Origin of the sequence: Paracidovorax wautersii, from assembly GCF_900113035.1 — a bacterium.
GTDB classification, from domain to species: domain Bacteria; phylum Pseudomonadota; class Gammaproteobacteria; order Burkholderiales; family Burkholderiaceae_C; genus Paracidovorax; species Paracidovorax wautersii.
The window spans coordinates 184,352-209,718 of sequence record NZ_FONX01000008.1 but is presented as its reverse complement, the minus strand read 5'-3'; the positions used below and the strand labels follow the sequence as shown (position 1 = coordinate 209,718).

18 protein-coding genes are annotated in these 25,367 nt (G+C 68.3%); 11 read left to right on the top strand and 7 right to left on the bottom strand.

From position 1 onward, the window contains the following. Nucleotides 1–23 precede the first annotated feature (23 nt). Nucleotides 24–485 (top strand): universal stress protein, encoded by a 462-nt coding sequence (locus BM070_RS13855; protein ID WP_092939987.1) that lies wholly within the window; start codon nt 24–26, stop codon nt 483–485. 100 nt (nt 486–585) lie between these two features. Here the strand turns inward: BM070_RS13855 and BM070_RS13850 are convergent, their stop codons facing one another. Next, entirely contained in the window at nt 586–972 is a 387-nt protein-coding gene (locus tag BM070_RS13850; protein WP_092939986.1) for a hypothetical protein, read from the bottom strand. A 226-nt stretch (nt 973–1,198) separates the two neighbouring features. After that, nucleotides 1,199–2,416 carry a phospholipase A gene (locus BM070_RS13845; RefSeq protein ID WP_092939985.1) on the bottom strand — a complete coding sequence of 406 codons (1,218 nt, stop codon included), beginning with the start codon at nt 2,414–2,416 and terminating at the stop codon, nt 1,199–1,201. A 299-nt stretch (nt 2,417–2,715) separates the two neighbouring features. On the opposite strand from BM070_RS13845, the gene BM070_RS13840 reads away from it, so the two are divergent. Next, entirely contained in the window at nt 2,716–4,305 is a 1,590-nt protein-coding gene (locus BM070_RS13840; RefSeq protein ID WP_092939984.1) for a methyl-accepting chemotaxis protein, read from the top strand. A gap of 37 nt (nt 4,306–4,342) precedes the next feature. Here BM070_RS13840 and BM070_RS13835 read toward each other — a convergent pair whose 3' ends face one another. Then, complete coding sequence (locus BM070_RS13835) at nt 4,343–6,409, bottom strand: ATP-dependent helicase (protein WP_092939983.1); 2,067 nt, start codon at nt 6,407–6,409, stop codon at nt 4,343–4,345. Nucleotides 6,410–6,578: 169 nt separating this feature from the next. On the opposite strand from BM070_RS13835, the gene BM070_RS13830 reads away from it, so the two are divergent. After that, a complete protein-coding gene (locus BM070_RS13830) occupies nt 6,579–7,541 on the top strand; it encodes an AEC family transporter (protein WP_092940018.1) in 963 nt (320 codons plus the stop codon). Nucleotides 7,542–7,605: 64 nt separating this feature from the next. Here the strand turns inward: BM070_RS13830 and BM070_RS13825 are convergent, their stop codons facing one another. Further along, entirely contained in the window at nt 7,606–7,950 is a 345-nt protein-coding gene (locus BM070_RS13825) for a cupin domain-containing protein (protein WP_434803188.1), read from the bottom strand. 83 nt (nt 7,951–8,033) lie between these two features. Here BM070_RS13825 and BM070_RS13820 point away from each other — a divergent pair, with 83 nt between their 5' ends. The 4 genes from BM070_RS13820 to BM070_RS13805 all read left to right on the top strand — a co-directional run bounded on the left by BM070_RS13820 (nt 8,034) and on the right by BM070_RS13805 (nt 13,708). Further along, nucleotides 8,034–9,572, top strand: a complete 1,539-nt coding sequence (locus tag BM070_RS13820; RefSeq protein WP_092939982.1) for a glycosyltransferase family 39 protein — start codon at nt 8,034–8,036, stop codon at nt 9,570–9,572. Between the two features lie 66 nt (nt 9,573–9,638). Next, entirely contained in the window at nt 9,639–10,673 is a 1,035-nt protein-coding gene (locus BM070_RS13815; RefSeq protein WP_092939981.1) for a glycosyltransferase family 2 protein, read from the top strand. Next, nucleotides 10,670–11,539 (top strand): ChbG/HpnK family deacetylase, encoded by an 870-nt coding sequence (locus BM070_RS13810; protein WP_092939980.1) that lies wholly within the window; start codon nt 10,670–10,672, stop codon nt 11,537–11,539. The genes BM070_RS13815 and BM070_RS13810 overlap by 4 nt, the downstream gene beginning before the upstream one ends. A 198-nt stretch (nt 11,540–11,737) precedes the next feature. After that, the gene (locus tag BM070_RS13805) at nt 11,738–13,708 is read left to right on the top strand and encodes a gamma-glutamyltransferase family protein (RefSeq protein ID WP_092939979.1); all 1,971 of its coding nucleotides are present in this window, start codon (nt 11,738–11,740) and stop codon (nt 13,706–13,708) included. Between the two features lie 233 nt (nt 13,709–13,941). Here the strand turns inward: BM070_RS13805 and priA are convergent, their stop codons facing one another. Together priA and hemE are read right to left on the bottom strand one after the other, a co-directional pair. After that, nucleotides 13,942–16,119 (bottom strand): replication restart helicase PriA, encoded by a 2,178-nt coding sequence (gene priA, locus BM070_RS13800; protein WP_245785222.1) that lies wholly within the window; start codon nt 16,117–16,119, stop codon nt 13,942–13,944. 638 nt (nt 16,120–16,757) lie between these two features. Then, the gene (gene hemE / locus BM070_RS13795; protein WP_092939978.1) at nt 16,758–17,873 is read right to left on the bottom strand and encodes a uroporphyrinogen decarboxylase; all 1,116 of its coding nucleotides are present in this window, start codon (nt 17,871–17,873) and stop codon (nt 16,758–16,760) included. A 259-nt stretch (nt 17,874–18,132) separates the two neighbouring features. Between hemE and BM070_RS13790 the strand changes: the two genes are divergently transcribed. Together BM070_RS13790 and BM070_RS13785 are read left to right on the top strand one after the other, a co-directional pair. Then, nucleotides 18,133–19,107 (top strand): tripartite tricarboxylate transporter substrate-binding protein, encoded by a 975-nt coding sequence (locus BM070_RS13790; protein ID WP_092939977.1) that lies wholly within the window; start codon nt 18,133–18,135, stop codon nt 19,105–19,107. Between the two features lie 17 nt (nt 19,108–19,124). Continuing rightward, on the top strand, nt 19,125–20,468 hold the full coding sequence (locus BM070_RS13785) for a sulfatase family protein (RefSeq protein ID WP_092940015.1): 1,344 nt from the start codon (nt 19,125–19,127) through the stop codon (nt 20,466–20,468). 97 nt (nt 20,469–20,565) lie between these two features. Here the strand turns inward: BM070_RS13785 and BM070_RS13780 are convergent, their stop codons facing one another. Continuing rightward, nucleotides 20,566–21,501 (bottom strand): restriction endonuclease, encoded by a 936-nt coding sequence (locus BM070_RS13780; protein WP_092939976.1) that lies wholly within the window; start codon nt 21,499–21,501, stop codon nt 20,566–20,568. Between the two features lie 184 nt (nt 21,502–21,685). On the opposite strand from BM070_RS13780, the gene BM070_RS13775 reads away from it, so the two are divergent. Both BM070_RS13775 and BM070_RS13770 read left to right on the top strand, forming a co-directional pair. Next, a complete protein-coding gene (locus BM070_RS13775) occupies nt 21,686–23,590 on the top strand; it encodes an ATP-dependent nuclease (protein WP_092939975.1) in 1,905 nt (634 codons plus the stop codon). Next, on the top strand, nt 23,587–25,260 hold the full coding sequence (locus tag BM070_RS13770; RefSeq protein WP_092939974.1) for a UvrD-helicase domain-containing protein: 1,674 nt from the start codon (nt 23,587–23,589) through the stop codon (nt 25,258–25,260). Before BM070_RS13775 ends, BM070_RS13770 begins: the two co-directional genes overlap by 4 nt. The last annotated feature ends 107 nt before the right edge of the window (nt 25,261–25,367 follow it).

The following is a 25,367-nucleotide window of genomic DNA, read 5'->3' as shown; positions in this document are numbered from 1 at the left end:
CCATCCCATTCAGGAGCGAATCCATGTCCCTCAAGATCCTCATCGCCGTTGACGGCTCCGACCTTTCCCTCGATGCGGTGCGCCATGCGCTGGCGCTGCTGCAGTCCGGCCTGCGCGCCAGCCTGGTGCTGGCCCATGTGCAGGAACCCGCATCGCTCTATGAAATGGTGGTTTCGCGCGACCCGGACCTGATCGCCGCCGCCAGCCTGGAGGCCGGCCAGCACCTGATGGCCTCGGCCCGGGCCCTGATCGACGCGGCCGGCGTGCCCTACGAGACCGAAGTGGGCGTGGGCGACGTGGCGCACACGCTGGTGGACATCGCCGAGCGCCAGGGCTGCGGGCACATCGTGATCGGGGCGCGCGGCCATGGCGCGATCGCCAGCGCGCTGCTGGGCTCGGTCTCGCAGGAGCTGGTGCAGGCCAGCCCGGTGCCGGTGACCATCGTCAAGCACGCCGATGCGCTGGCGGCGGCAGGGGAGGCCTGAGAAGCGGAAGAGGTTCTGGAACGCAGCGCCTGAGCCGCAGCCGGCCGGCGGGAGGACGCCGCTGCGCCGGCAGGCCCTGGCGAAGGCCCGGTGCGGCGCGTCAGGCCGCCTGGCGGAAGGGCTCGGCCGTGCGCTGGAACTTGCCGTGCGGCAGGCTGGCCAGGCGCTTGAACATGCGCCGGCAGTAGCCGTTGATCCAGAGGCACTTGTTCAGCTCGTCCACCGGCAGCGGGCCGGAGACGACGACGATGTCGTTGGCCGCTTCCACCGCGCCGGCGGCGCGCAGGCGGCGGCGCGTGTTGCTGGCCCAGGACTGGATGCGGTTGGGGCTGCCGTGCTGGTGCACCTGGCCGGTGTGCAGGTCGAAGGCGATGGCCACGGTGTCGGTCTTCAATTTGAACCGGCGTTCGCCGGTGACCGCGCTGGGCGCATCACGCATGTCGTACAGGTAGTAGCTGCCCGACTTGAGCTGATATTGCATTTCCATGGGTTCGTCCTCCGAGCTGCATTTTCCGGGGGGCTCGTGGCGGGCTATGGCAGAGAAAACAGGAAGAAAACCGCGCTTATCGCAGCGCTGTCGCGCAATGGCCGGCCGGGCGTCGCATTGTGTCGCCCAGGCCGATGGTCGCGGGCCTGTGCGGCCGGGCAAAGGGTAACGGGTTGTTGTGGCGCCTGCTGCCGCGCAGGCGCCCCGGGCGCGGTGGCTGGCGCGGTCAGAAATCGACCAGGCTCAGCCCCACGCTGAACACCGTGCGCTTGCGGTTGTAGTCGATCAGGCTGTCGCCGTAGCCCGAGAAGATGGCTGTGTGCAGCCGCAGGTTGCTCTTGCCCGCGCCCATGTTCTGGCCCAGCGTCTGCAGCCATTCCAGGCGTGCGGAACCGCGGTGGGCGCCGCCCAGCGAATGCCGGCCGGTCAGGATGAAGGTGTTGCTGCGGTCGCGCTGCCAGCTCACCGTCATCTCGCCGCGGCCCATGTAGTTGCTGATGCCGGGGTTGTCGTCGTCGGCGGCGCTCTCGTGCAGGCGCTTCCAGAGGCGGGCGCCCACCGTCCAGCGGTTGTCCAGCTCGATGCCGGTCATCACGTAGGCGCGGTTCCAGCTGCGCGACAGCGGCAGGCTCTGGCCGTTGGACTGGTGGACCAGGCCCAGGCCCGAATAGCGCCAGCGCCAGCCGAAGGGCAGCTGCGCGGTGGTGGGATAGACGTACATCACCTCCGGCTCATGGTCGGTGGCGCGGAAGGGGCGCGAGATCGCGGGGCTGAAGACCTGCCAGTACGACTGCTGCGAGTAGCCCAGCCACAGCGAGTCGCGCAGGTTGGAGTTCTCCGACGTCAGGATGTTCTGCGCGAGCTTGGTGCGCACCGACAGCTGCACGCGCATTTCGGCGCTGCGGTAGTCGGTGGCGCTGGCGGCGGTGTGGCCCGGCGCGTCGGAGCTGGGCTGCCGGTTCACGCTGCTGGCCTTGGTGAGCGACACGCTGATCGGCCGGTAGCCGCGGAAGCGGAAGCTGCCGCAGTCGCTGCCGGATTCCAGCTCCCAGAAGCGTGAGAGCGCGCTGTACTGCTCGTCGCGGCAGCCGTCGGTCTGCGCGACTTCGATGATGCGGGTGGCGGGCAGCGTGGCGTCCACCGGCTTGGGCAGCGCGGCATTGCCGCCATCGGCCGGCGTTGCCGATGCCGTAGCGGCGGACGCGGTGGCGGACGGGGCCGCGGGCGCGCTGACCGACGCGCTGGCGGCCCACTGGTCGAAGCAGGCCAGCCGCGCCTCGCCGCTGTCGGTGATGGCGGCGCAGCGGCGCCAGGCGGTGTCGCCTCCGGTGGCGGGCGCGGCCGGGGCCTGCTGCGCCAGCGCGGCGCCCATGGGCGCGCTCAGCGCCAGCACGGTGGCGAAGGAGGCGGTGCGGGGAAGGACGGGGAAGGGCAGGAGGGGCATGGTTCGCGTCGGTTTCTGCGGGCAGCGGCGGTCGGCGAGTATCGCCGGCCCTGGCGCCCGGCAGTGCTGGCGGGGTGGGGCTGCTGGCCCCGGGGAGCGGCTCGCGGGGCCCTGCCGCAACCGTTGCCGCCGCTTGCCGCCTGGCCCCTGCAGCCCGGGGTGCCGCACCCGGCCAGAACCGCTTTTCCGGCACCGTCCGCCGCGTGTGAGTTTCGTATGTAATTCACAAATACATACAATTGATACATCTATCGGTTAACCTATAAGGGTTTTCACCTATGCATTGAGTTGAAGAAGAAATGAACCTGCATCACTTTTCCATCGGCAAGCGCCTGGGCATGGCGTTCGGTTTGCTCACTCTGTTCATCGTCGGCATGGTGGCCGTCGGAACCTGGCAGCTGCAATCGGTGGCCCGGGAAACGGCCAACGTCATGGCCCTGCCGCTCGCCAAGGAGCGCACGCTGTCCGACTGGTATCGCAACATCTACAGCAACGTCCGCCGCCACACCGTCGTGGCCCTGAGCCGCGACGAAACCCTGGCGCCGCGTCTGGCCGGCGAGAACACCGAGTTCTCGCGCGTCTCGTCGCTGCAGCAGCAGCAACTCGCCAAGCTGATTTCCGGGCCGCAGGAGCAGGCCCTGTTCGACGACGTGGGGGTGCAGCGCAAGCGCTTCCTCGCCGCCCGCGATGCGATCTACAAGGCCAAGGCGGAAGGGCGCGAGCAGGACGTGCAGCGCATGCTGGCCAGCGACCTCACGCCGCAAGGCGACCGCTATCTGGGCGCGCTGCAGAGCCTGCTGGACTTCCAGCGCGCGCGGATCAATGAGGCGGGCGAATCCGTCCAGCGCAACTACGAGGCCGGCCGCCTCGCGCTGATCGCGCTGGGCGTGCTGGCCACCGTGGCCGCCGTGGCCCTGGCCTGGGCGATCACCCGCAGCGTCACCGGGCCGCTGCACCGCGCGGTGGCTGTCGCCGAATCGGTCGCCGGCGGCGACCTGACCGTGCGCGCCGAAAGCACCGCGCGCGACGAAGCCGGCCAGCTGCTGCGCGCCCTGGACGCCATGGGCCGGCAGTTGCGCGACACCGTCGATCAGGTGCGCCGCGGCGCGGACGGCATCGCCCTGGCCTCCAGCGAGATCGCCAGCGGCAACATCGATCTCTCCAGCCGCACCGAGCAGCAGGCCAGCGCGCTGCAGCAGACGGCCGCGTCGATGGAGCAGATGACCGCCACCGTGCGCCAGAACGCCGACAGCGCCGCGCTGGCAGACCAGCTGGCGCGCTCGGCCTCCGACATGGCGGTGCGCGGCGGCGACGTGGTGGGCAACGTGGTGAGCACCATGGGCGGCATCCATTCCTCCTCGCGCAAGATCGTGGACATCATCGGCGTGATCGACTCCATCGCCTTCCAGACCAACATCCTGGCGCTCAACGCCGCCGTGGAAGCGGCCCGTGCGGGCGAGCAGGGCCGCGGCTTCGCCGTGGTCGCATCGGAAGTGCGCAGCCTGGCCGGCCGCTCGGCAGAGGCGGCCAAGGAGATCAAGGCCCTCATCGACGATTCGGTGACGCAGGTGGACGCCGGCAACCGGCTGGTCGAGGAAGCCGGCAAGGTGATCGGCGACGTGGTGGCCGGCGTGCGCCGCGTGACCGACATCGTGGGCGAGATCAGCGCCGCCAGCCGCGAGCAGACCCTGGGCCTGGAGCAGGTGAACCAGGCCATCGCGCAGATGGATCTGGTCACCCAGCAGAACGCGGCGCTGGTCGAAGAAGCCGCCGCTGCCACGGGTTCGCTGGAAACGCAGTCCAGCCAGCTGGTGCAGGCCATGTCGGTGTTCCAGCTGGACCAGGGCAGCAGCGCCCAGCGTGCGCGGCTGCGCCTGACGGCGGCCTGAAAACGGCGCCGGCCGCGGCCGGCGCCGGGGCGGCGGATCAGCCCCCGGCCGGCGGCGTGGCCTTGCGCGCCGCGAATTCCGCGCGCAGGGCGCGCAGCTTCTCGCGCGGGTCTTCGCGGGCGGTGTTCTTGTCCAGGCCCATCTCGGCGATGAAGCGGCTGGGCTGGGCGCTGACGAATTCGCGGCCCTTCTTGCGCTTCTTGGTCCAGCTCACGGCCAGGCTGCGCTGGGCGCGGGTGATGCCCACGTACATCAGGCGGCGCTCTTCCTGCAGGCGCTGCAGGGTGTCTTCGGTCACCACCTGCTGGCGGCCCTCGTCGTCGTCGAGCTTGAAGGGCAGCATGCCCTCGGTCACGCCCACCAGCATCACGTGCGGCCATTCCAGGCCCTTGGAGGCATGCAGGGTGGAGAGGGTGACGAGGTCTTCGTCCTTCTCGCGCTCGCTGATGGTGGAGAGCAGGGCGATGGTCTGCGCCACCTCCAGCAGGCTCTTGGTTTCCCTGGCCATCACGGTGCCGGCGGCGTCCTCGATCTGCCCGCCCGCGCGCTGGCTCATCCAGTCGCAGAACTCCAGCACGTTGGTCCAGCGCGACGCGGCGGCGGTCTCGCTTTCCTCGCTGTCGTAGAGGTACTGCTCGTAGCCGATCTCCTTGAGCCAGTCGGTCATGAAGGCGCGCGAGGCCTCGGCGCCGTGCGTCTGGCGGGCCTTGTATTCGAGGTAGTTGATGTAGCGGCCGAACTCGATCACGCTTTCGTGCGCCTTGCGCGGCAGCACGGCTTCGAGCATGTGGTTGAAGAGCGCGCCGAACATGCTCACCTTGTGCTGGGTGGCGAATTCGCCCAGCTTGGCCAGCGTGGTGTGGCCGATGCCGCGCTTCGGCGTGGTGATGGCGCGCAGGAAGGCCGGGTCGTCGTCGTTGTTGATCCAGAGGCGGAACCAGGCGCAGAGGTCCTTGATCTCGGCGCGGTCGAAGAAGCTGGTGCCGCCCGAGACCTTGTAGGGCACGTTGGCCTTGCGCAGCGCCTTTTCGAACGGCTTGGCCTGGTGGTTGGCGCGGTAGAGGATGGCGAAGCTCTTCCACGTCGGCTGCGGGTTGAGCGCGGCGCGCAGGCTCTGGATGCGGGCCACGGCGCGCTCGGCCTCGTGCTCCTCGTTGTCGGCATCGACGATGCGCACCGGCTCGCCCTCGCCCAGCTCGGAGAACAGCGTCTTCGGATACAGCTTGGGGTTGGGCTGGATCACGTTGTTGGCCGCGCGCAGGATGGCGCTGGTGGAGCGGTAGTTCTGCTCCAGCTTGATGACCTTCAGGTGCGGGTAGTCCAGCGGCAGCTTCTTCAGGTTCTCCAGCGTGGCGCCGCGCCAGCCGTAGATGGACTGGTCGTCGTCGCCCACGGCGGTGAAGTGGCCGCGCTCGCCCACCAGCAGCTTGAGCAGTTCGTACTGCGTGGCGTTGGTGTCCTGGTATTCATCGACCAGCACGTGGCCCAGCGCCTTCTGCCACTTGGCGCGCACCTCGGGGAAGTCGCGCAGGAGGCGCAGCGGCATGCCGATCAGGTCGTCGAAGTCCACGCTCTGGTAGGCCGTCAGGCGCTCTTCGTAGCGCTGCATGATGAGGGCGATGCTGCGCTCGTTGTCGTCCTTGGCCTGGGCCAGGGCCTGGGCGCTGTCCAGGCCGGCGTTCTTCCAGGCGCTGATGGTCCACTGCCACTGGCGGGCGGTGGCGATGTCGGTGGTGCCGCCGGCCGCGTCCTTGATGATGCCGGTCACGTCGTCGGAGTCGAGGATGCTGAACTGGGGCTTGAGGCCCAGCACGTGCCCGTCCTCTCGCACCATGCGCACGCCCAGGGCGTGGAAGGTGCAGACCATCACGTCCTTGGCCGCGCGGCCGATCAGGTGCTGGGCGCGCTCGCGCATTTCGGCGGCGGCCTTGTTGGTGAAGGTGATGGCCGCGATGCGCCTGGGCGCCAGGCCCGTCTCGATCAGCCGGCCGATCTTCATCGTGATGACGCGGGTCTTGCCGGAGCCGGCGCCGGCCAGCACCAGGCAGGGCCCCTCCGTGTAGTGGACGGCCTGAAGCTGGGCGAGGTTGAGTCCTGCGGACATGGGCGGCGGTGGAGAGGTCGGGTGGCGGACAGGAAAGCAGGCGGCAGACGGGCGGGGTGCTGCGCGGGGTGCGGCCCGGCCATGCCTCGCGATGAGCGCCGGGCTGCCGGGCGGAGCGCGAATGATACAGACCGGGCGCTTCCCGCCCGGGGCGGGGAGAATGCAGCGCGTGCTCTCCGTCCTCGCCATCACCTTCCCCTTCTTCGCCCTGGTGCTCTGCGGCTATCTGGCCGCGCGCGCGGGGCTGCTGCCGCAGGCCGCCATTCCGGGACTGAACGCCTTCGTGCTCTTCTTCGCGCTGCCCTGCATGCTCTACCGCTTCGGTGCGCAGACGCCCATCGGCCAGCTGCTGGACCCGGCGGCGGCCGGCGTCTATGCGCTCTGCGCCGTGGCGCTGGTGGCGGCCACGGTGGCGCTCACGCGGAGGCGCCTGGGCTGGAACGACGCGGCCTTCGGCGCGCTGGTGGCGGCCTTTCCCAACACTGGCTTCATGGGCGTGCCGCTGCTGGTCGCGCTGCTGGGGCCGGCGGCGGCGGGGCCGGCGATCCTCACCATGCTGGTGGACATGGTGTTCACCACGTCGCTGTGCATCGCTCTCTCGCGGCTCGACGGCGCGGGCACGCACGGCGTGGCGGTGGCGCTGCGGCGCGCGCTGCGCGGCATGCTGGCCAATCCCATGCCCTGGGCCATCGTGCTGGGGGCGGTGGCCTCGGCCGCGCAGTGGCGGCTGCCCGCGCCCATCGACGGCACGCTGGCGCTGCTGGCCCAGGCGGCCTCGCCCGTGGCGCTCTTCACCATCGGCGCGGTGCTGGCGCGTTCGCGCATGCAGGCCGGCCACGACCCGGGCGAGCGCGTGGCGCCGCGCGACTACCTGCCCATCGCGCTGGCCAAGCTCTTCGTGCATCCGCTGCTGGTGTGGGCGGCCGGCGGGGCGGCCAGCGCGGCGGGGCTGCCGCTCTCGCCCCTGGCGCATACCGCACTGGTGCTGGCGGCGGCGCTGCCCAGCGCCAGCAACGTGTCGCTGCTGGCCGAGCGCTTCGGCGCCCACAACGGGCGCATCGCGCGGATCATCCTGGTATCGACCGCGCTGGCCTTCCTGAGCTTTTCAGGGGCCGTGGCGCTGAGAGTCTGATGCTATGGTCTTGATAGCTAAAGCCGCAGGCGCAGCCTGTGCTGGTGGCTAGAATGCCGCAAAGTCAGCCAGCGGCCGGCACGCGCCGGCCCACCAGATAGGCCACGCCTTCGGGGCCGTACCACTCGGCATGGGGCTGCTCGGCGCCCAGGTGGAAGATCTCGCCTTCGCGGTAGGTGCGCTCGGCGCCGTCTCCGGTGCGGATGCGGATCTCGCCCGAGACGATCAGCGCCTTGGCCTCGAATTCGTGGCTGTGGTCGTCCCACATGCCGCCGGGTTCGCGTTCCACGCGCACGATGTGGTCGAAGCCCTCTTGGGCGAGCTGGCTCTGGAAGGTGGTGGCGTCCATGGCGTTGCAGATGGCGTGGTGGATGTCGCTGAAAGCGGCGGCGCAGAGGGGCGGGTCCAAGCCCTATCGGCCGTCAGGTATGTTGCAAATTTTACAATCGCGTCTTCTTCGCCTGGCAGCGCGCAGCTGCATCTCCCCACCCCATGCCAGCCCATTCCACGACGCCCGGCGCGCCGCAGCCTTCCTTACCCTTGCGCGCCATCGCGCTCTTCGCCCTGGTCTATGTGCTGGCCTGGTCGCTGCTGCCGCCGTTGCTCAGTTCCAGCATGCCGCTGGACGTGGCCGAGAGCCTGTCCTGGGGCCATGAGTGGCAGTGGGGCTACTACAAGCACCCGCCCCTCGCGCCGGTGCTGCTGGAGCTGGCCTACCGCGCCTTCGGCCACGCCGGCCCGTTCCTGCTGAGCCAGCTCTTCATCGGCGCCACGCTCTGGATCGTGTGGCGCACGGGCTGCCGGCTCATGTCGCGCGAGCGGGCCTTCATCGGCACGCTGCTGACCATGGGCGTGGCCTACTACACCCGCCCGGCGCTGGAGTTCAACCACAACATCGCGCAGATGCCGTTCTGGGCTGCCGTGGGCTACGGCTTCACGGCCGCGCTGCAGAAGGACGGGCGGCTGCGCCACTGGGCGCTGGTGGGCGTGGCGGGCGGGCTGGGCCTCATCACCAAGTATTCGGTGGGCGCGCTGCTGGCCACGCTGGCGATCTACCTGCTGGCCACGCCGGCGCGCCGCCAGATGCTGCGCCCGGGCCCGTGGCTCGCGCTGGCGCTGATGGGGCTCATCTTCTGGCCGCACCTGTGCTGGCTGCAGCTCACCGACTGGATGCCCATGGCCTACGCCAGCAGCCGCGCCGCCACCGACGGCGAGGTCAGCCGGGCGGACGGGCTCAACTTCCTGCTCGTGCAGGCCCTCAACCACGTGCCGCTCGCGCTGATCGTGCTGGCGGCGGCGCTCTGCACCCGCGGCCGGCGCCGCGCGCTGGCCGCAGCCGACCCGCAGGGCGTGCGCTGGCGGCTGCATACGCCGATGCCGGCCTATCTGCTGGCGCTGTCGGTGGGCCCGGCCCTGCTGGTGGCCGGGCTGGGCCTGGCCATGGGCCTGCGCGTGCGCGACATGTGGGGCGTGCCCATGTGGGTCTTCAGCGGGCTGCTGGTGGCCGCGTGGCTGCCTTCGGCCGGGCTGCGCGCCATGCAGGCCTATCTGCTGCGCGGGCTGGCCGTGTGGCTGCTGATCGTGTCGCTGGTGACCTTCGCCTTCCTGGCCTACGGCGCGCAGTGGCGCCACCGCCCCTCGCGCATGGACTGGCCCCAGGCCGCGATGGCGCAGCAGGCCGCCGCCACCTGGCAAGCGCAGTCGCGCTGCGCGATCGATTCGGTGTCGGGCGACTACTGGCTGGCGGGCCTGCTGGCGGCGCAATTGCCCGAGCGGCCGTCGGTCTTCATCGCGGGCGACGAGCGCTATTCGCCCTGGATCACGCCGCAGCGCCTGGCCGCTCACGGTACGCTCTGGGTCGGCTTGGGCAGCGACGTGCCGCCGCCGTGGGTGGAGCGCCTGGGCGCCGACGCCGGCATGCGTCTGCAGCAGGGCGTGTGGACGGTGGACTGGCCCGACAAGCGCGCCGGCCCGCCCATGGACCTGCACTGGCGCACCTATGTGCCGGCGGCCTGCGCGCGCCTGCCCTGATCCCCGACATCTGAGAACCGACCGCCCCCCCGATCATCGAACCGGCCCCACAACGCCCGCCTGCCCATGTCCTTCCCGCCCGCTGCCGAACCCCATTTCTATGCCGAGTTCGCCCCGGACGCGCCCAGGGCCCCGCTGCCGCGCGCGCCGCTGCGGCTGAGCTGCGTGGTGCCCGCGCACAACGAGGCGCCCAACCTGGACGGCTTCGTGCGCGCCCTGGCGCAGTCGGTGGCGGCGATCACGCCCGACTTCGAGATCATCGTGGTCAACGACGGCAGCCGCGACGCCACGCATGAGGTCGCGCTCGCCCTGGCCGCCGAGCTGCCGGTGCGCTACATCGCCCTGTCGCGCAACTTCGGCAAGGAGGCCGCGCTCTCGGCCGGCATCGACCACGCCCGCGGCAACGCCGTGCTGCTGATCGACGCCGACTTCCAGCACCCGCTGGACCTGCTGCCCGAGATGCACGCGCTCTGGCAGTCCGGCTACGAGATGATCTATGGCGTGATCGCCGACCGCTGCGCGGAGAGCGGCGTCAAGCGCGTGGGCACCAACGTCTTCTACCGGCTGATGAACCTGGGCAACTCCGTCAAGGTGCCGCCGCATGCGGGCGACTTCCGCTGGCTGGACCGCCGCGTGGTCGATGCGCTCCGGTCGCTGACCGAGCGCAACCTGTTCATGAAGGGCCTCTACGCCTGGGTGGGCTTCAAGACCGCCGCGCTGCCCTTCGTGCCGCTGGAGCGCGCGGCGGGCGTGTCCAGCTTCAACATGCGGCAGCTCGGCTCGCTCGCCATGCTGGGGCTGACCTCGTTCACCACGCTGCCGCTGCGCATGTGGAGCCTGCTGGGCGGCATCATCTCGGTGGTGGCGCTGTGCTATGGCCTGTGGATCGCCATCGCCACGCTGGCCTTCGGCAGCGACCTGGACGGCTGGCCCACGCTGGCGGTGAGCATCATGCTGTTCTCGGGCGTGCAGCTCATGTCCATCGGCATCCTGGGCGAATACATCGGCCGCATCTACGACGAGGTCAAGCGCCGGCCCAAGTACCTCGTCGCCCGCGACGAAGACCACAGCCCGCTGCGCGGCGGCGACCGCCAGCCATGACGGCGCCGCAGGCGCAGGCACCGGCGCAGGAGCCGCTGCGCTCCATCGTCCTCTGCGCCGACGACTACGCGCTGCACCCGCTGGTGGACGAGGCCGTCGAGCGCCTGGCGCTGGCCGGGCGCCTCTCGGCCACCAGCTGCATGGCGACTTCGCCAGGCTGGCCGGCCGCCGCCGCGCGCCTGGCCGCGCTGCGCCCGCAGCTGGCCGTGGGCCTGCACTTCAACCTCACCGAAGGCCACGGCGGTGCCCACCCCGCGCAGGCGCTGGGCGATGTGATCCGCCAGGCCTATCTGCGCCGGCCGGCCGCCGGCGCGCTGCGCACGGCCTGGCGCGAGCAGCTCGACGCCTTCGAGCGCGCCCTGGGCACGCCGCCCGATTTCATCGACGGCCACCAGCACGTGCACCAGCTGCCCGGCCTGCGCGACGCGCTGCTGGCCGAGCTGCAGGCCCGCTACGCGCCGCACGAGCGGCCCTGGGTGCGTTCCACCGCGCCCGCCGGCCGCCTGTGGCGCAGCCCCAAGGCCGCCGTGATCGCCCTGCTGGGCGGCTGGACGGCCACGCGCCGGCTGCGCCGCGCCGGGGTGGCGATGAACCGGGGCTTCGGCGGGGTCTATGGCTTCGACGCCGCCACCGAGGCCGGCTACGGCGCGCAGATGGCCGCCTGGCTGCCCCAGGTGCCGCACGGCGGCCTGCTCATGTGCCACCCGGCGGCGGGCGTGGTGCCGGGCGACGCCATCGGCGCGCAGCGCCCGGTGGAGTTCGCCTACCTGGCCTCGGAGGCGTTCGGCGCGCTGCTGCAGCGCACGGGCTGCGTGGTGCAGCAGGGGCCGCAGGCCATCGCCGCGCTGCTCGCGCCGGCAGCCTGATGCTACGCAAACGATAGCTGCAGGCCCTTGCTGGATCGGGGCTGCAGGCCATTCCAGGCATGGGGCGTGCGCCCCGGCGCCGCGTCGCGGCAGCGACAGGCGCCTGTCCTGGGCGCGCGCCGCCGGCGGCATGATCGTTGCTTGACCGCCGGGTGGGCCGGTCAGGTCATCACCACACAACACCACAGGAGTCGATGCATGGCAAAGAAAACCTGGCTCTGGGCGATCACGCCCCTGGCCCTGGCGGCAGCCCTCTCTGGCTGCGGCGGCGGGGGCTCCGGCAGCACCCCGCTGATCGTGGACACCAACGCGCAGAGCTGCTCGGTGCTCTCCAGCACCGGCTCGGCCGTGGTGGTGGGCTCGGGCGCCTCGGGCGATCCGGCCGCGCCCGAGGCCGCCTCCGGCTACCGCCTGGGCAACAAGGCCAAGTACTCGAACAGCTACATGGTGGTCGCCAACACGCCGCTGGCCACCAAGGCCGGCTGCGACGTGCTCAAGGCCGGCGGCACCGCCGTGGACGCGGCGGTGGCCGTGCAGGCCGTGCTGGGCCTGGTGGAGCCGCAGTCGAGCACCATCGCCGGCAGCGCCTTCCTGATGTACTACGACGCGGCCAGCCGCAAGGTCATCGCCTACGACGGCCGCGAGACGGCGCCCGCCGCCGCCGCCGGCCACTACCTGGTGCGCCAGGACCAGTCCAGCGCCGCATCCCCGGCCCCGGTGCCCAGCGCGCGCCGCAGCGGGCGCTCCATCGGCGTGCCCGGCGTGATGCGCATGCTGGACATGGCTCACCGCGACTACGGCCGCCTGGCCTGGAGCGGCCTGTTCGACGAGGGCGTGCGCCTGGCGTCCAATGGCTTCACCATCCCCGCCCGCATGGGCAGCGCCATCAGCAGCAACGCGGCCAGCCTGCGGCTCGATGCCAACGCCGTGGCGCTGTTCTTCAACCCCGACGGCACGCCGCGCGCGGCGGGCACGACCATGACCAATGCGCCCTACGCGCAGTCGCTGCGCACCCTGGCCAGCCAGGGCGCGGGCGCGATGTACAGCGGCCCCATGGCCCAGGCCATCGTGGCCAAGGCCGCGCAGTCGGTGGGCGACGACGCCGCCCGCACGCCGATCACCCCCAGCCTGATGACGGTCGATGACCTGCGCAGCTACCAGGCCAAAAGGCGCGAGCCGGTGTGCACCACCTACCGCGGCGCCTACTACGTCTGCACCATGTCGCCGCCGTCCTCGGGCGGCATCGCCATCGCGCAGTCGCTGGGCGTCCTGGAGAACTTCGACCTGTCGCAGTACGCGCCGGCCAACCCCGCCAACGAAGGCGGCGTGCCCAGCGTGATGGGCGTGCACCTGGTGTCCGAGGCCGAGCGCCTGGCCTATGCCGACCGCGACAAGTACGTGGCCGACACCGACTTCGTGCCCCTGCCAGGCAAGGGTGTGGCGACGATGCTCGACAAGGCCTACCTGAAGCAGCGCGCCGCGCTGATCCGCCCCGACGGCAACTCCCTGGGCGTGGTCCAGGCGGGCGACCTGGGCACGGTGCCGCTGGGCGTGGACAAGACGGTCGAGCACGGCACGACGCACTTCTCCATCGTCGATGCCTACGGCAACGTGCTGTCCATGACCTCCACCGTGGAGTCGAGCATGGGCTCCTTCCACATGGTCGGCGGCTTCCTGCTGACCAACCAGCTGACCGACTTCTCGGCCCAGCCCGCCGACAGCTCCGGCACGCCGGTGGCCAATCGGGTGGCCCCGGGCAAGCGCCCGCGCAGCACCATGGCGCCCACGCTGGTGTTCAAGGGCACGGCGCCGGGCGACTTCCTCATGGCCACCGGCTCGCCGGGCGGCGGCACCATCATCCAGTACGTGCTGAAGACGGTCGTGGGGGCCGTGGACTGGAAGCTGAACGCGCAGCAGGCCACGTCGCTGGTGAACTTCGGCGCGGCCAACAGCACGACCACCAACGTGGATGGGTCCAACACCGCGCTGGACCTCACCGGCCTGGTCAGCGGGCTGCAGGCCAAGGGCCACACGGTGTCCACCGCCGCGCAGTCCAGCGGCGTGTCCACCATCATGCGGGTCCAGCGCAGCGGCGGCGCCACGCTGGAGCTGGAAGGCGGCGTGGACCCGCGCCGCGAAGGCATCGTGCTGGGCGACGGCGCGCTGTGACCGCCGCGCCCCGGCCGCCCCGCTGTACCGCGGGCGGCGGGGCGCAGTGCGGATTGCGGGTTGCTATCTTTTGGTGAGCAGTAGGCCCAGGTGCATCAAGGGCTTGCGGGCATTTCAGTGTGCAATGCCGCAGCGTTGCGCCGCAGGCTGCCCCGCGCGCTCACGCCGGGTCACAGGGGGTCGCTCGGGGTCAGACGGGCCGCGCGACCCCGCCAAAGACGCTGAACAGGCGCTCAGATCGCCAGCGGATCGACATCCACCAGCCAGCGTACCAGCCCCTTGTGCTCGGGCGCGGCCCGCGTGGCGTGCAGCAGCGGCTGCCAGGCCGAGAGGAAATGCTGCAGCGCGGCGCGGCTCGGGCTTTCCAGCAGCATCTGGGCGCGCTCCACGTTCGCCACGCGCTGCACGGCCAGCGGCACGGGCGGGAAGATGAAGACATGCTCCAGCCCCGGCAGGGCGGCGGCCTGGGCGGCCTCGCCGGCCGAGCGCAGAAAGGCCTGGGCGGCTTCCTGCGTGCGGGCGTCGGCGCGCACCAGGGCCTGGTAGGCGAACGGCGGCATGCCGGCCTCCACGCGCTCGGCCAGTTGGGCGGCGGCGAAGGCCGGGTAGTCGTGCCGGCGCAGCGCGGCGTAGAGGGCGTGCTCCGGGTGCCAGGTCTGCACCCACATCTCGCTGGGCTGGCCGCCCTGCGCGGCCACGTACTGCGCATCGCGCCCGGCGCGGCCGGCGGCCTGCATCAACAGGGCGAAGAGCCGCTCGGGCGCGCGGAAGTCGCTGGAAAAGAGCGCTCCGTCGGGCTGCACCGCCGCCACCAGGGTGATGCGGCGGAAGTCGTGGCCCTTGGCGATCATCTGCGTGCCCACCAGCACGTCCACCTCGCCCGCATGCACCTGGGCCAGCTGCTCTTCGAGCGCGCCCTTGGCGCGGGTGGTGTCGGCGTCGATGCGGGCCACGCGCGCGGCGCGGCGCTCGGGCGTGATCACGTTGCGCAGCAGCGCGGCGAGCTGCTCTTCGAGCTGCTCCGTGCCCCGGCCGATGGGCGCGATGTCCGGGTTGCCGCAGGTGGGGCAGGCGAAGGGCACGCGCTGCGCATAGCCGCAGTGGTGGCAGCGCAGCGTGCGGTCGATCTTGTGGAACACCTGGTGCGCGCTGCAGTGCGGGCAGTCGCTCTTCCAGCCGCATTCGGTGCAGTGCAGCACGGGCGCGAAGCCGCGCCGGTTCAGCAGCACCAGGCATTGCTCGCCGCGCTCCACCCGCTCGGTGATGGCGGCGATCAGCGGTGGCGAGAACACGGAGCCCCGGGGCTGCTGGGCCAGATCCACCAGCCGCACACGGGGCAGGGCGCCCGCGCCGATGCGGCTGGGCATGGCCAGGCGCAGGTAGCGCCCGCCCGGGTCGTCGCCCTCCGGCGGGCGGCTGGCGTGCCAGGTCTCCAGCGACGGCGTGGCCGAGCCCAGGATCACCTTGGCCCCCTGCTCGCGCCCGCGCCAGATGGCCAGGTCGCGCGCCGAATAGCGGGCGCCTTCCTGCTGCTTGTAGCTGGCGTCGTGCTCCTCGTCCACCACGATCAGCTTCAGGCCCGGCAGGCTGGCGAACACGGCCATGCGCGTGCCCAGCACGATGCGCGCCGTGCCGGCATGCGCCGCCAGCCAGCTCTTCAGGCGCTGCGGGTTGGTCATGCCGCTGTGCAGGCTGACCACGCTGCCCGCGCCGTAGCGGCCGGCGAAGCGCGCCTCGAAGCGCTCCTGCAGCTGCGGCGTGAGGTTGATCTCGGGCACCATCACCAGCGCCTGGGCGGCGGGGTCGGCCTCCAGCACGCGCTGCACGGCATGCAGATAGACCTCGGTCTTGCCGCTGCCGGTGCTGCCGTAGAGCAGGAAGGGGCCGGGCTGCGCCTCGATCTGCGCGGTGGCCTCGGCCTGCTCCGCGCTCAGCGCGATGGCGGCCGCTGCATCGGCGGCGCCCGCTGCATCGCCCGCAGGCGCGGCCGGGCGGCGCAGGCGGCGCGCCAGCTGCTCGGGCGAAAGGTCGCGTAGCTGCGGCGGCAGGGCGGCGAGGGCGATCTCGCCCAGCGAGCGCTGGTAGTAGCGCGCGGCGAAGGCCACCAGCCGGCGCCAGGGCGCACCCAGCGGCGGCAGGCCCTCCAGCACGCCCGCGATGGCGCGCGGCACGAAGCCCGGCGGCAGCCCGGCATCGCCCTGCGCCGGCGTATCCCACACCACGCCCAGCACCTCGCGCCGGCCCAGGGGCACGCGCACCAGCGTGCCGGGCGTGAGCGGGCGCTCGCTGGCGTAGCTCAGCAGGTGGCCCACGCCGCTGTGCGCGGGCGTCTGCACGGCCACGTGCACCAGCGCGGCCGCGTGGCCTGCGGGCTCGGCAGTCGGGGAGGGGGGCGATGGACTTGCGGACACTTCTTCAGAAGGTGGGGCGGGTGAGGGGGCTAAGTGCTTGATTTGCCGTGCAATCCACAGCGCTTCGGGTTTTCTGTGGATAACTTTGTTGACATCTGCTGCGTATCGGCTCGGGAGCCGCATGGGCGCTGGCTTGCGGCAGTTTGCCTGCGAAACGGGCACTCTTCAAAAACGTATATGAATCAACGCTCTTTGCTGCAGTGCAGCGTGTGGTAGGGAGAGGCGTTCCGGCCTGCTGGAAAACCCGCCGCTGCCTGGAATGTGTGCATAAGTGGGTTTGTCAAGGCCTGGATGGGGCCGCTTTTTGTGGTAGCTGGGTGCCGTGCTGCAGGATTGTGCGTGCAGTTCCGGCGCCAAGTGCTTGATTTTCCAGGGTTTGCCGGGAACTCCCGGTTTTCTGTGGATAACTTTGTTGATACTTCCGGCCCAACCGTGCCAGAGCCTTGAAAACATTGGGTTTCCGGTGGTTGCACGCCACAACGGCAGCCGGCGTGTCTCTATATGAATCAAGCACTTAGCGCATGCTTGCGGAAAGTTGATCTGACACAAGGCCCTGAGCCCTCCGCACCGCACGCCGGCCGCCGCTCGCCCGCAGGTGTGCATAAGTCAAGCCCCCCGGTCGTGGGGGGCTGCCTGCGTCAGGTGCGGCTGCGCTGGGCGCGGGAATGGCTGTGGACGGCCTCCACCAGCGCGGCGACGTGCTCGGGCGGGGTGAACTGGCTGATGCCGTGGCCCAGGTTGAAGATGTGCGTGGGGCCGGTGGCGGCGCGGTCGGTGTGCGGCGTGCCGAAGCTGTCCAGCACGGCGCGCACCTGGGTGGCGATGGCTTCCGGCGGGGCGAACAGCACGTTCGGGTCGATGTTGCCCTGCAGCGCCTTGCCGGGGCCGCCCACGGCGCCGCCCACCAGGGCGCGGGCGCGGGCCAGGTTGGCCGTCCAGTCCAGGCCCAGCACCTCGCAATCGAGCCCGCCCATGGCCTCCAGCCACAGGGCGCCGCCCTTGGTGAAGACGATGCGCGGCACATCGGTGCCGTCCGTGCCGGTGCGCTTGAGCTGCGCCAGCACGCGGGCCGTGTAGTCCAGGCTGAACTGCTGGAAGGCGCCGTCGGCCAGCACGCCGCCCCAGCTGTCGAAGATCATCACCGCCTGTGCGCCCGCGTCGATCTGGGCGTTCAGGTAGGCCGCCACCGCATCGGCGTTGATGGCCAGGATGCGGTGCATCAGGTCGGGCCGCGAATACATCAGCGTCTTGACCAGCCGGTAGTCGTCGCTGCCCTTGCCTTCGACCATGTAGCAGGCCAGCGTCCAGGGGCTGCCCGAGAAGCCGATCAGCGGCACCCGGCCGTTCAGCGCCCGGCGGATGGAGGTGACCGCATCGAACACGTAGCGCAGCTTGTCCATGTCAGGCACGGCGAGGCGATCCACGGCCGCCTCGTCGCGCACCACCTGGGCGAAGCGCGGGCCCTCGCCCTCGGCGAAGGACAGGCCCAGGCCCATGGCGTCGGGCACCGTGAGGATGTCGGAAAAGAGGATCGCCGCGTCCAGCGGGAAGCGCTCCAGAGGCTGCAGCGTGACCTCGGTGGCGTAATCCACGTTCGTGGCCAGCCCCATGAAGCTGCCGGCCCGCGCGCGCGTGGCCTTGTACTCGGGCAGATAGCGGCCGGCCTGGCGCATCAGCCAGAGCGGCGTGTAGTCGGTGGCCTGGCGCCGGCAGGCGCGCAGGAACGTGTCGTTCTGGAGCGGGGCGAAACTCATGGCGGGCATTGTCGCAGGGCAGGCTCACCCGGGCCGGCCGCGGTCTTGCCTCGGATCAAGGAATCGGCTCGTCACCCTCCCGCCCGGCGGGGGCCGGGCGCCGTGCTTCGGCATATCGACATAACGCGCAATGATGAGGCCTGTGCCAGCATGCGCGGCCTGCCGCCTCTTGCAGAAGACGGCGGACGGCTTCCCCTTTTCCTCCCTTTTCTCGCTTCCTTTCTTTCTTTCAGCCATCCACTTCCCGGAGTCCCCCGCGATGACCTCTCGCCGCCAGTTCCTCACCCGTTCCGCCTTGCTGGCCGCCTCCGCCGGGCCGCTGGCCGCATCCGCGCCCGCCTGGGCGCAGGACGGCACCCTGCGCATCGTGGTGGGCTACCCGCCCGGCGGCTCGAGCGACCGCGTCGCCCGCATCGTGGCCGACGGGCTGCAGCGCGTGCTCGGCCAGACCGTGATCGTCGAGAACAAGGTGGGCGCGGGCGGCCGCATCTCGGCCCAGTACGTGAAGAGCGCCCCCGCCAGCCAGCCCATGCTGCTGCTGGCCAACCCGGCGGTGATGGTCGTCTCGCCCCTGGTGGTGCCCGACGTGGGCTACCAGCCCGAGCAGGACTTCGTGCCCCTGAGCGAGGTCAACAGCTACGTCTTCGGCGTGGCCGTGGCCTCGGCCGTGCCGGTGCAGGAACTGCAGCACCTGCTGGCCTGGCTGCGCGCCAACCCCGCCCAGGCCAACATCGGCGTGCCGGCCACAGGCAGCTTGCCGCACTTCTTCGCGCTCATGCTGGGCAAGAAGGCCGGCGTCCCCATCGAAGCCGTGGGCTACCGCGGCTCCGCCCCGCTCATCACCGACCTGATCGGCGGGCAGGTGCCCGTGGCGGTGGACACGCTGGACGCCCTGCAGCCCCAGTTCGAAGGCGGCAAGCTGCGCCTGCTGGCCGTCTCCAGCGAACAGCGCCTGCCGGACCTGCCCAAGGTGCCCACGCTGCGGCAGGCCGGCGTCGATCTGGCCGCATCGGGCTGGAACACCGTGTTCGCGCCCCGTTCCATGCCCGCCGCGCAGGCCGAACGCTACGCCGAAGCCATCCAGAAGGTGATGAAGGACCCGGAGGTCGTCCGCCAGTTCAAGTCCAACCACCTCGACCCCGTGGTCAGCACCCCGGCCCAGACCCGCCAGAGCCTGGCCGCCTACCGCAAGCAGTGGGTGCCCGTCATCCGCGAATCGGGCTACCGCCCCTGAGCCCGGAGATGGCCGCCATGCCGCAACCCTCACGCCCGAACATCGTCTTCATCGTGGCCGACGACCTCGGCTATGCCGACTTAGGCTGCTACGGCGGGCGCGACGCCGCCTTCGGCCCCGTCTCGCCCGTGCTGGATGCGCTCGCCGCGGGCGGGCTCAAGCTCACCCAGGGCTATTCCAACTCGCCCGTGTGCTCGCCCACGCGCTTCGCGCTGATGACGGCGCGCTACCAATACCGCCTGCGCGGCGCCGCCGAAGAGCCCATCCGCACCGCCACGCGCGGCAACGACCGCCTGGGCCTGCCGCCCGCGCACCCCACGCTGCCCTCGCTGCTCAAGGAGGCCGGCTACCGCACCGCCCTGATGGGCAAGTGGCACCTGGGCTACCCGCCGCATTTCAGCCCGCTCAAGTCGGGCTACGAGGAATTCTTCGGCCCCATGTCCGGCGGGGTGGACTACTTCACCCACTGCGGCGCCAACGGCACGCACGACCTCTGGTTCGGCGAAGAGGAAAAGGCGCAAGAGGGCTACCTGACCGACCTCATCACCGACCACTCGGTGGACTACATCACCCGCATGGCCGAAGGCGCCAAGCAGGGCACGCCCTTCTTCCTGAGCGTGCACTACACCGCCCCCCACTGGCCCTGGGAAACCCGCGACGACGAAGCCCTGGCCCACGAACTGCGCGAAAGCCAGCAGGCCATCTACCACCTGGCCGGCGGCAACGTCGAAACCTACCGCCGCATGATCCACCACATGGACGAAGGCATCGGCAAGCTCGTCGCCACCCTGCGCGCCCACGGCCTGGAGCGCGACACCCTCATCGTCTTCACCAGCGACAACGGCGGCGAACGCTTCTCCGACAACTGGCCCCTGGTGGGCGGCAAGATGGACCTGACCGAAGGCGGCATCCGCGTGCCCTGGATCGCCCACTGGCCCGCCGCCATCCCACCCGGCGGCGCCAGCGCCCAGCCCTGCCTGACCATGGACTGGAGCGCCACGATGCTGGAGCTGGGCGGCGCGCAACAGCACGCCGACTACACGCTCGACGGCCAGACCCTGGCGCCGCTGCTGAGCGACGCTGCCTGGACGGCCGACCGCCCCCTGTTCTGGCGCATGAACCACCGCGGCCAGCGCGCCATGCGGCACGGCGACTGGAAATACCTGCGGGTGGATGGGGTGGATTACCTGTTCAATTTGTCGCAGGACGAGCGCGAGCGGGCCAACCTGGCGCCGCTGCAGCCCGCAAGGCTGGCGGAGATGGTGCAGGCGTGGGAGGCGTGGAATGCAACCATGCCGGCGATTCCGGGGGATGCGACGGTGAGTCTTTGTTATACGGACAAGGACATGCCGCAGAGGTGAGCCGGATGGGCGGGCTGGGCGTTAACTGCCCACCTTTCTGTTGGCAGTGTCCAGCACGTAGGACGGCGACAGAGCCCAGGGCTGGCTTCTTAATGGGTTAGTCCGCCGCCCGTGTTCCCCGGCACTTCGGATAGGTCGAACAGCCCCAGAAGCTGCGGCCCGCATGGGCCCCTTGCCGCGCCGTGCGCAACTGCATCGCCGCTCCGCAGCGCGGGCACTCGGGCTGATGACCAGGCGCTGCCGCTGCCGCCGCTGTCGGCTGCGGGGCCGCTGTGCCGGCCGGGTGGTGCGGGGCTCCTGCCGAGCTGGTGAATTCTCGGGTCGCGGTCCCCGTGGTGGTCATTTGGCCTTGGGCCTGCCTCGCGCGCCGAATCATCGCGAAGAGCTGAGGACCATCGACCAGCTGGATGTTGCGCCCCTGAGCGAACGCCTGTGCATCGTTGGTGAAGCGCCCCGACGTGACGACGAAGCCACCCGCCGCGCCCTTGGCCGCCATGACGCCATACAGCTCGCGCACGGTGGTCACGCTCACCTTGTAGGCCCTCCACTGCTTGCATTGCACGAAGAACTTCTCGCCACCTTTAAGCAGTACCAGATCCACGCCGCCATCTGCGCCATTGCCGCCCAATTCGGTCACGCGGTAACCCTGCTGCCGATACGCCTCACCCACCAGCAACTCGAATTCCCGCCAACTGATGCCCTCCAGCGCATCGGCATTGGGCGCGTGGGCAACGTCTGCCAGCAGCGATTGCCGGTGTTTTCTCCGCCAGGCGGACATGGCTGCTGCGGCGAGGCAGAGCAAAGGAACCAAGTATTGGCCGGCGGAGGCCAAGCCGTGGATCACAGCCTTTTGCATCATGGCGCCAGCGAACGCACCGCCTTGGCCCTGAAAGTCTGCCGCCTGAAGGGGCGCGGCAAATCGGTGCAAGACCATATAGCTCAACGCTGCGAGCGCCAGGCAGACCCACCAGGGGAGCATGGCGAGTAGATCCAGGATGTCGTCCAATGGACTGGATTTCTTGCGTCTTGTCATGATTCCCTCCTGTTATGTAGGCGATATTGTGCTGGCTTCGCTTACTATTTCTTTTTCGGCTGGGGTGACTCAATGGCTGCTTCGTAGCGGTTGTTGTCGGTCGGGGCTTTCGGCCAAACGACCGGTATTTGGCGGGGACTGGCCGCTCACTTCCCATAATGACAAACTCAGGGGAGAACATTCAATGAAGCTTCAAACGATCCGGCTATCGAATTTCCAATCATTCGGAGCGGCGCCCACCGACATTCGGCTGGAGGAGATTACTTACCTCATCGGCCCTAACGGCTCAGGCAAGACAGCAGCACTCCAAGCCCTGTGCCGTCTGTTTGCCTTTGATCCATCACTGCGCCGGATCTTGCGCTCGGACTTTCATGTCCCATTTAACGAGGTGGCATCGCCTGCTGAGCGTCAGCTATGGATCGAGGCTGACTTTCTGTTCCCGGAACTTGGCGACGACGACAACAACAGCACAGTAGCCCCTCATTTCGGCCACATGCGCCTTGACGAAGTCGATGGCGCGCCGCGTGTGCGTTTCCGCCTCACCGCCACAATGGACTTGGATGGGGACATAGAAGAAAACATGGTCTATGTGCTGGACATCAATGCAGATAGCTCGCCACTGACCACTTCTCAAGTTCCCCGATCTGAACGCAACCATATCCACGTTCACTATCTGCCCGCACGCCGTGATCCCGCAGATCACATTGCCTATGGCGCCAATGCCCTGCTGGGACGCATGCTGCGTGCAGTGAACTGGGATGCAGAGCGAACGGTCATCAAGGGTCTGACTGACCAAATCAGCGGCAGCTTGGCGGCCAATCCATCAATCAATGCGTTCAGCACAAGCTTGAAGTCGGCATGGAGCGCTTTGCATAAGGGAAGCTTCTTTGCCGACCCCAAGTTAACATTTGTTGCGTCTGAGATTGAAGCCTTGCTGCGGCACCTGTCGGTGTCATTCTCGCCGGGCCACGATGAGCAGTTGGTCGACTTCTCGCGACTGAGCGATGGTCAGAAGTCGATGCTTTATCTCTCGCTCGTGCTGTCCTCGCAAGCCATCGGTCGTGCGGTCCTCGCTGCAGAAGACGATTCTTTCGACGCAGACAAGCTGCGCCCGCCCGTGTTTACGGTGGTGGCGGTCGAAGAGCCAGAAAACAGCCTTTCGCCCCACTACCTTGGACGGATCGTCAACGCGCTCAACGCGATGACCGGTGATGGTGACGCGCAAGCACTGATTGCAACTCACTCGCCGTCGATGCTGCGGCGAGTCGCTCCGGAACGTATCCGCTATCTGCGGCTGACCCAGGAGCGAACAGCGCGCGTTACGCATATCCAGCTGCCAGATGCAACTGATGAGGCTCACAAGTTTGTGCGCGAGGCAGTGCAAGCCTTTCCAGAAGTCTATTTCTCGCGGCTTGTAATTCTTGGAGAGGGCGATAGCGAAGAAATAGTGTTGCCACGACTGCTACAGGTCAAAGGAGCGCCGGTTGATGAGTCCGCTGTCACGATTGCCCCGCTTGGAGGCAGGCACGTCAATCACTTCTGGCGCCTGTTGTCGGCTTTGCAGATCCCATATCTGACACTCCTTGATCTGGATGTCGCTCGTTATGCCGCAGGCTGGGGACGAATCAAGTACGTCAATGACCAGTTGGCTGTTCATGAGCCCAGTAAGGTTCTGCCCGCCGATCATGGCATTCCCAATTGGAATGATGCCACCCAGAAAGTCCGAAACTACGAACACTATCGCGATTTGCTTGAGGATCGAGCTGTGTACTTCTCATACCCCATGGATCTCGACTTCGCAATGTTGCTCGCCTACCCAACTGCGTATAGCGTAGTGAGGGAAGACCCCGAGGAGTCCACGATCAAAGCCGTCTTAGGAAAGAGCCACGACGACGCAAGCCAGTACAGCAAAGACGAACAGCAGCTATTCAATACTTACCATCAGCGCTTCAAACTTGGTAGCAAACCCGCCGCCCATATTGACGCACTGGCTCAGCTGACAGATGAAGAGCTGCTGGCAGATATGCCTGCATCGTTGAGCAGACTGGCTGATGCGGTCATCACCAAACTCGCGGAGTTGCCTGAGTGATTGCGGTCGATGCCTGGAAGCCTGCAGATGGGCTGACCCTTGAACCGAACGCACTTCTAGCAGCCAAGGAGCAGGCGCGCAGCCTCGCTTTGACAGCGGGCCCAGGAGCGGGAAAGACCGAAATGCTTGCGCAGCGAGCGGACTTCCTGCTACGCACGGGGACCTGTCGTTATCCAAAACGGATTCTGGCCATTTCGTTCAAGGTTGACGCCAGTAGCAACCTGAAAGAGCGGGTCAAGCGGCGCTGTGGTTCCGCGCTTGCCTCCCGGTTTGATAGCTATACCTTTCACGCATTTGCCAAGCGCATCATTGATCGTTTCCGTCCGGTGCTGACGGGGGTGTATGCGCTGGATGTTGGGTACAAAATTGCAGATCGAAAGCTTGGCCCTTCACGGACCTTGATCGAGTTTTCTGATCTGGTGCCGTTTGCGATTCAGATTCTGCGACAGTCTGCATTCGCGAGAAACGCCATTCGGCAAACCTACGGCGACGTCTTCCTCGACGAGTTCCAGGACTGCACTAACTTGCAGTACGAGTTGCTCAAGCTCGCCTTTCAAGGTACGAACATTCGCTTGACTGCCGTGGGCGACACCAAACAGAAAATCATGGGCTGGGCTGGGGCCATGAATGGAATTTTTCAGGCTTTTGTTGCCGACTTTGATGCCACTCCACTCAATATGTACCGCAACTTTCGCTCAAAGCCGCGACTGCTCCGCCTGCAGAACGAGATCATTCGCAAGCTTGACCCCTCATCGGTCATGCCTGATGAGCAGCTTGCCGGCGACGAAGGCGAGATATTTGCTTGGCGCTTCGAAGATAGTCGTCAGGAGGCTGACTACCTCGCAGGTTTGATTGAAGGCTGGATAAAGACCGAGCAGCTGCCACCCGCGGAAATTGCGGTCCTGATTCGGAATCAGCTCGACCTGTACGCCGATCATTTAATGGCAGCACTTGAGGCGCGTGGCATACCCTTCCGCAACGAGCAGCAGATGCAGGACATCACGGTCGAGCCGGCTGCACGTTTGATTGTGGACTATCTCTCCTGCCTCTATGGTCAGCGCGAGCCCAAAGCCTGGATTCGGCTCATGAATCAGCTGATCCCTTTTGCTGATGAAGAGATTCAATCAAACGCGCGCAAGAACCTTGATCGGCTCGTCAAGCAGCAGCGGAAAGAGACAGCCATCGCCGAGCTTGTTGATGAGCCATTCTCCGGCTGGTGGAAGTTGGTTCAGGCATTCCTGAAGCAAGTCAGCATCCAAACACTGATGTCGCTTTCCCCGGATTACGAGTCGCTCGATCGGTTGAAAGAGGTGGTTCGTGATACCAAGGCCAGAATCGAGGAGCTGCTAAAGATGGAGCCTGACTTGCCCAAGGCTCTTGCGCGATTCTCAGACGATCAAGCCGTACGAATCCTGACCATCCATAAGAGTAAGGGGCTTGAGTTCGATTCGGTCATCATCATGGCTGTCGAAAACGAAATCTTCTTTGGCGATCAGGATGAAAGCCGATGTACCTATTTCGTCGGGGTTTCTCGCGCCAAGAGGCGCTTGATCCTTACCTATGCAGATCAACGGGATCGCCCTGCGGCAGCTAGGCGATGGGATGTGCAACGCACAGTTCAAAATGAATACTTTGGCTATGCGGCGCCGTTTGTGTACAAAGAACAATAGGAAAACAGAGCGACGCTGGAGTCGGGTGATTTTCGGCGACTTGGTGCGCCTGTCTACAGCCGGCACCCAAGATCATTCGCTCCTGCGCCTTCCGCGGCCGGGCGAAG

Excerpts from the sequence above, each read along its gene's own strand:
- BM070_RS13820 (WP_092939982.1), top strand. The coding sequence starts at position 8,034 with ATGCCAGCCCATTCCACGACGCCCGGCGCGCCGCAGCCTTCCTTACCC.
- BM070_RS13835 (WP_092939983.1), bottom strand. The coding sequence starts at position 6,409 with ATGTCCGCAGGACTCAACCTCGCCCAGCTTCAGGCCGTCCACTACACG.
- BM070_RS13805 (WP_092939979.1), top strand. The coding sequence starts at position 11,738 with ATGGCAAAGAAAACCTGGCTCTGGGCGATCACGCCCCTGGCCCTGGCG.
- BM070_RS13840 (WP_092939984.1), top strand. The coding sequence starts at position 2,716 with ATGAACCTGCATCACTTTTCCATCGGCAAGCGCCTGGGCATGGCGTTC.
- BM070_RS13850 (WP_092939986.1), bottom strand. The coding sequence starts at position 972 with ATGGAAATGCAATATCAGCTCAAGTCGGGCAGCTACTACCTGTACGAC.
- BM070_RS13780 (WP_092939976.1), bottom strand. The coding sequence starts at position 21,501 with ATGACAAGACGCAAGAAATCCAGTCCATTGGACGACATCCTGGATCTA.
- hemE (WP_092939978.1), bottom strand. The coding sequence starts at position 17,873 with ATGAGTTTCGCCCCGCTCCAGAACGACACGTTCCTGCGCGCCTGCCGG.
- BM070_RS13790 (WP_092939977.1), top strand. The coding sequence starts at position 18,133 with ATGACCTCTCGCCGCCAGTTCCTCACCCGTTCCGCCTTGCTGGCCGCC.
- BM070_RS13845 (WP_092939985.1), bottom strand. The coding sequence starts at position 2,416 with ATGCCCCTCCTGCCCTTCCCCGTCCTTCCCCGCACCGCCTCCTTCGCC.
- BM070_RS13855 (WP_092939987.1), top strand. The coding sequence starts at position 24 with ATGTCCCTCAAGATCCTCATCGCCGTTGACGGCTCCGACCTTTCCCTC.
- BM070_RS13785 (WP_092940015.1), top strand. The coding sequence starts at position 19,125 with ATGCCGCAACCCTCACGCCCGAACATCGTCTTCATCGTGGCCGACGAC.
- BM070_RS13815 (WP_092939981.1), top strand. The coding sequence starts at position 9,639 with ATGTCCTTCCCGCCCGCTGCCGAACCCCATTTCTATGCCGAGTTCGCC.
- BM070_RS13775 (WP_092939975.1), top strand. The coding sequence starts at position 21,686 with ATGAAGCTTCAAACGATCCGGCTATCGAATTTCCAATCATTCGGAGCG.
- BM070_RS13810 (WP_092939980.1), top strand. The coding sequence starts at position 10,670 with ATGACGGCGCCGCAGGCGCAGGCACCGGCGCAGGAGCCGCTGCGCTCC.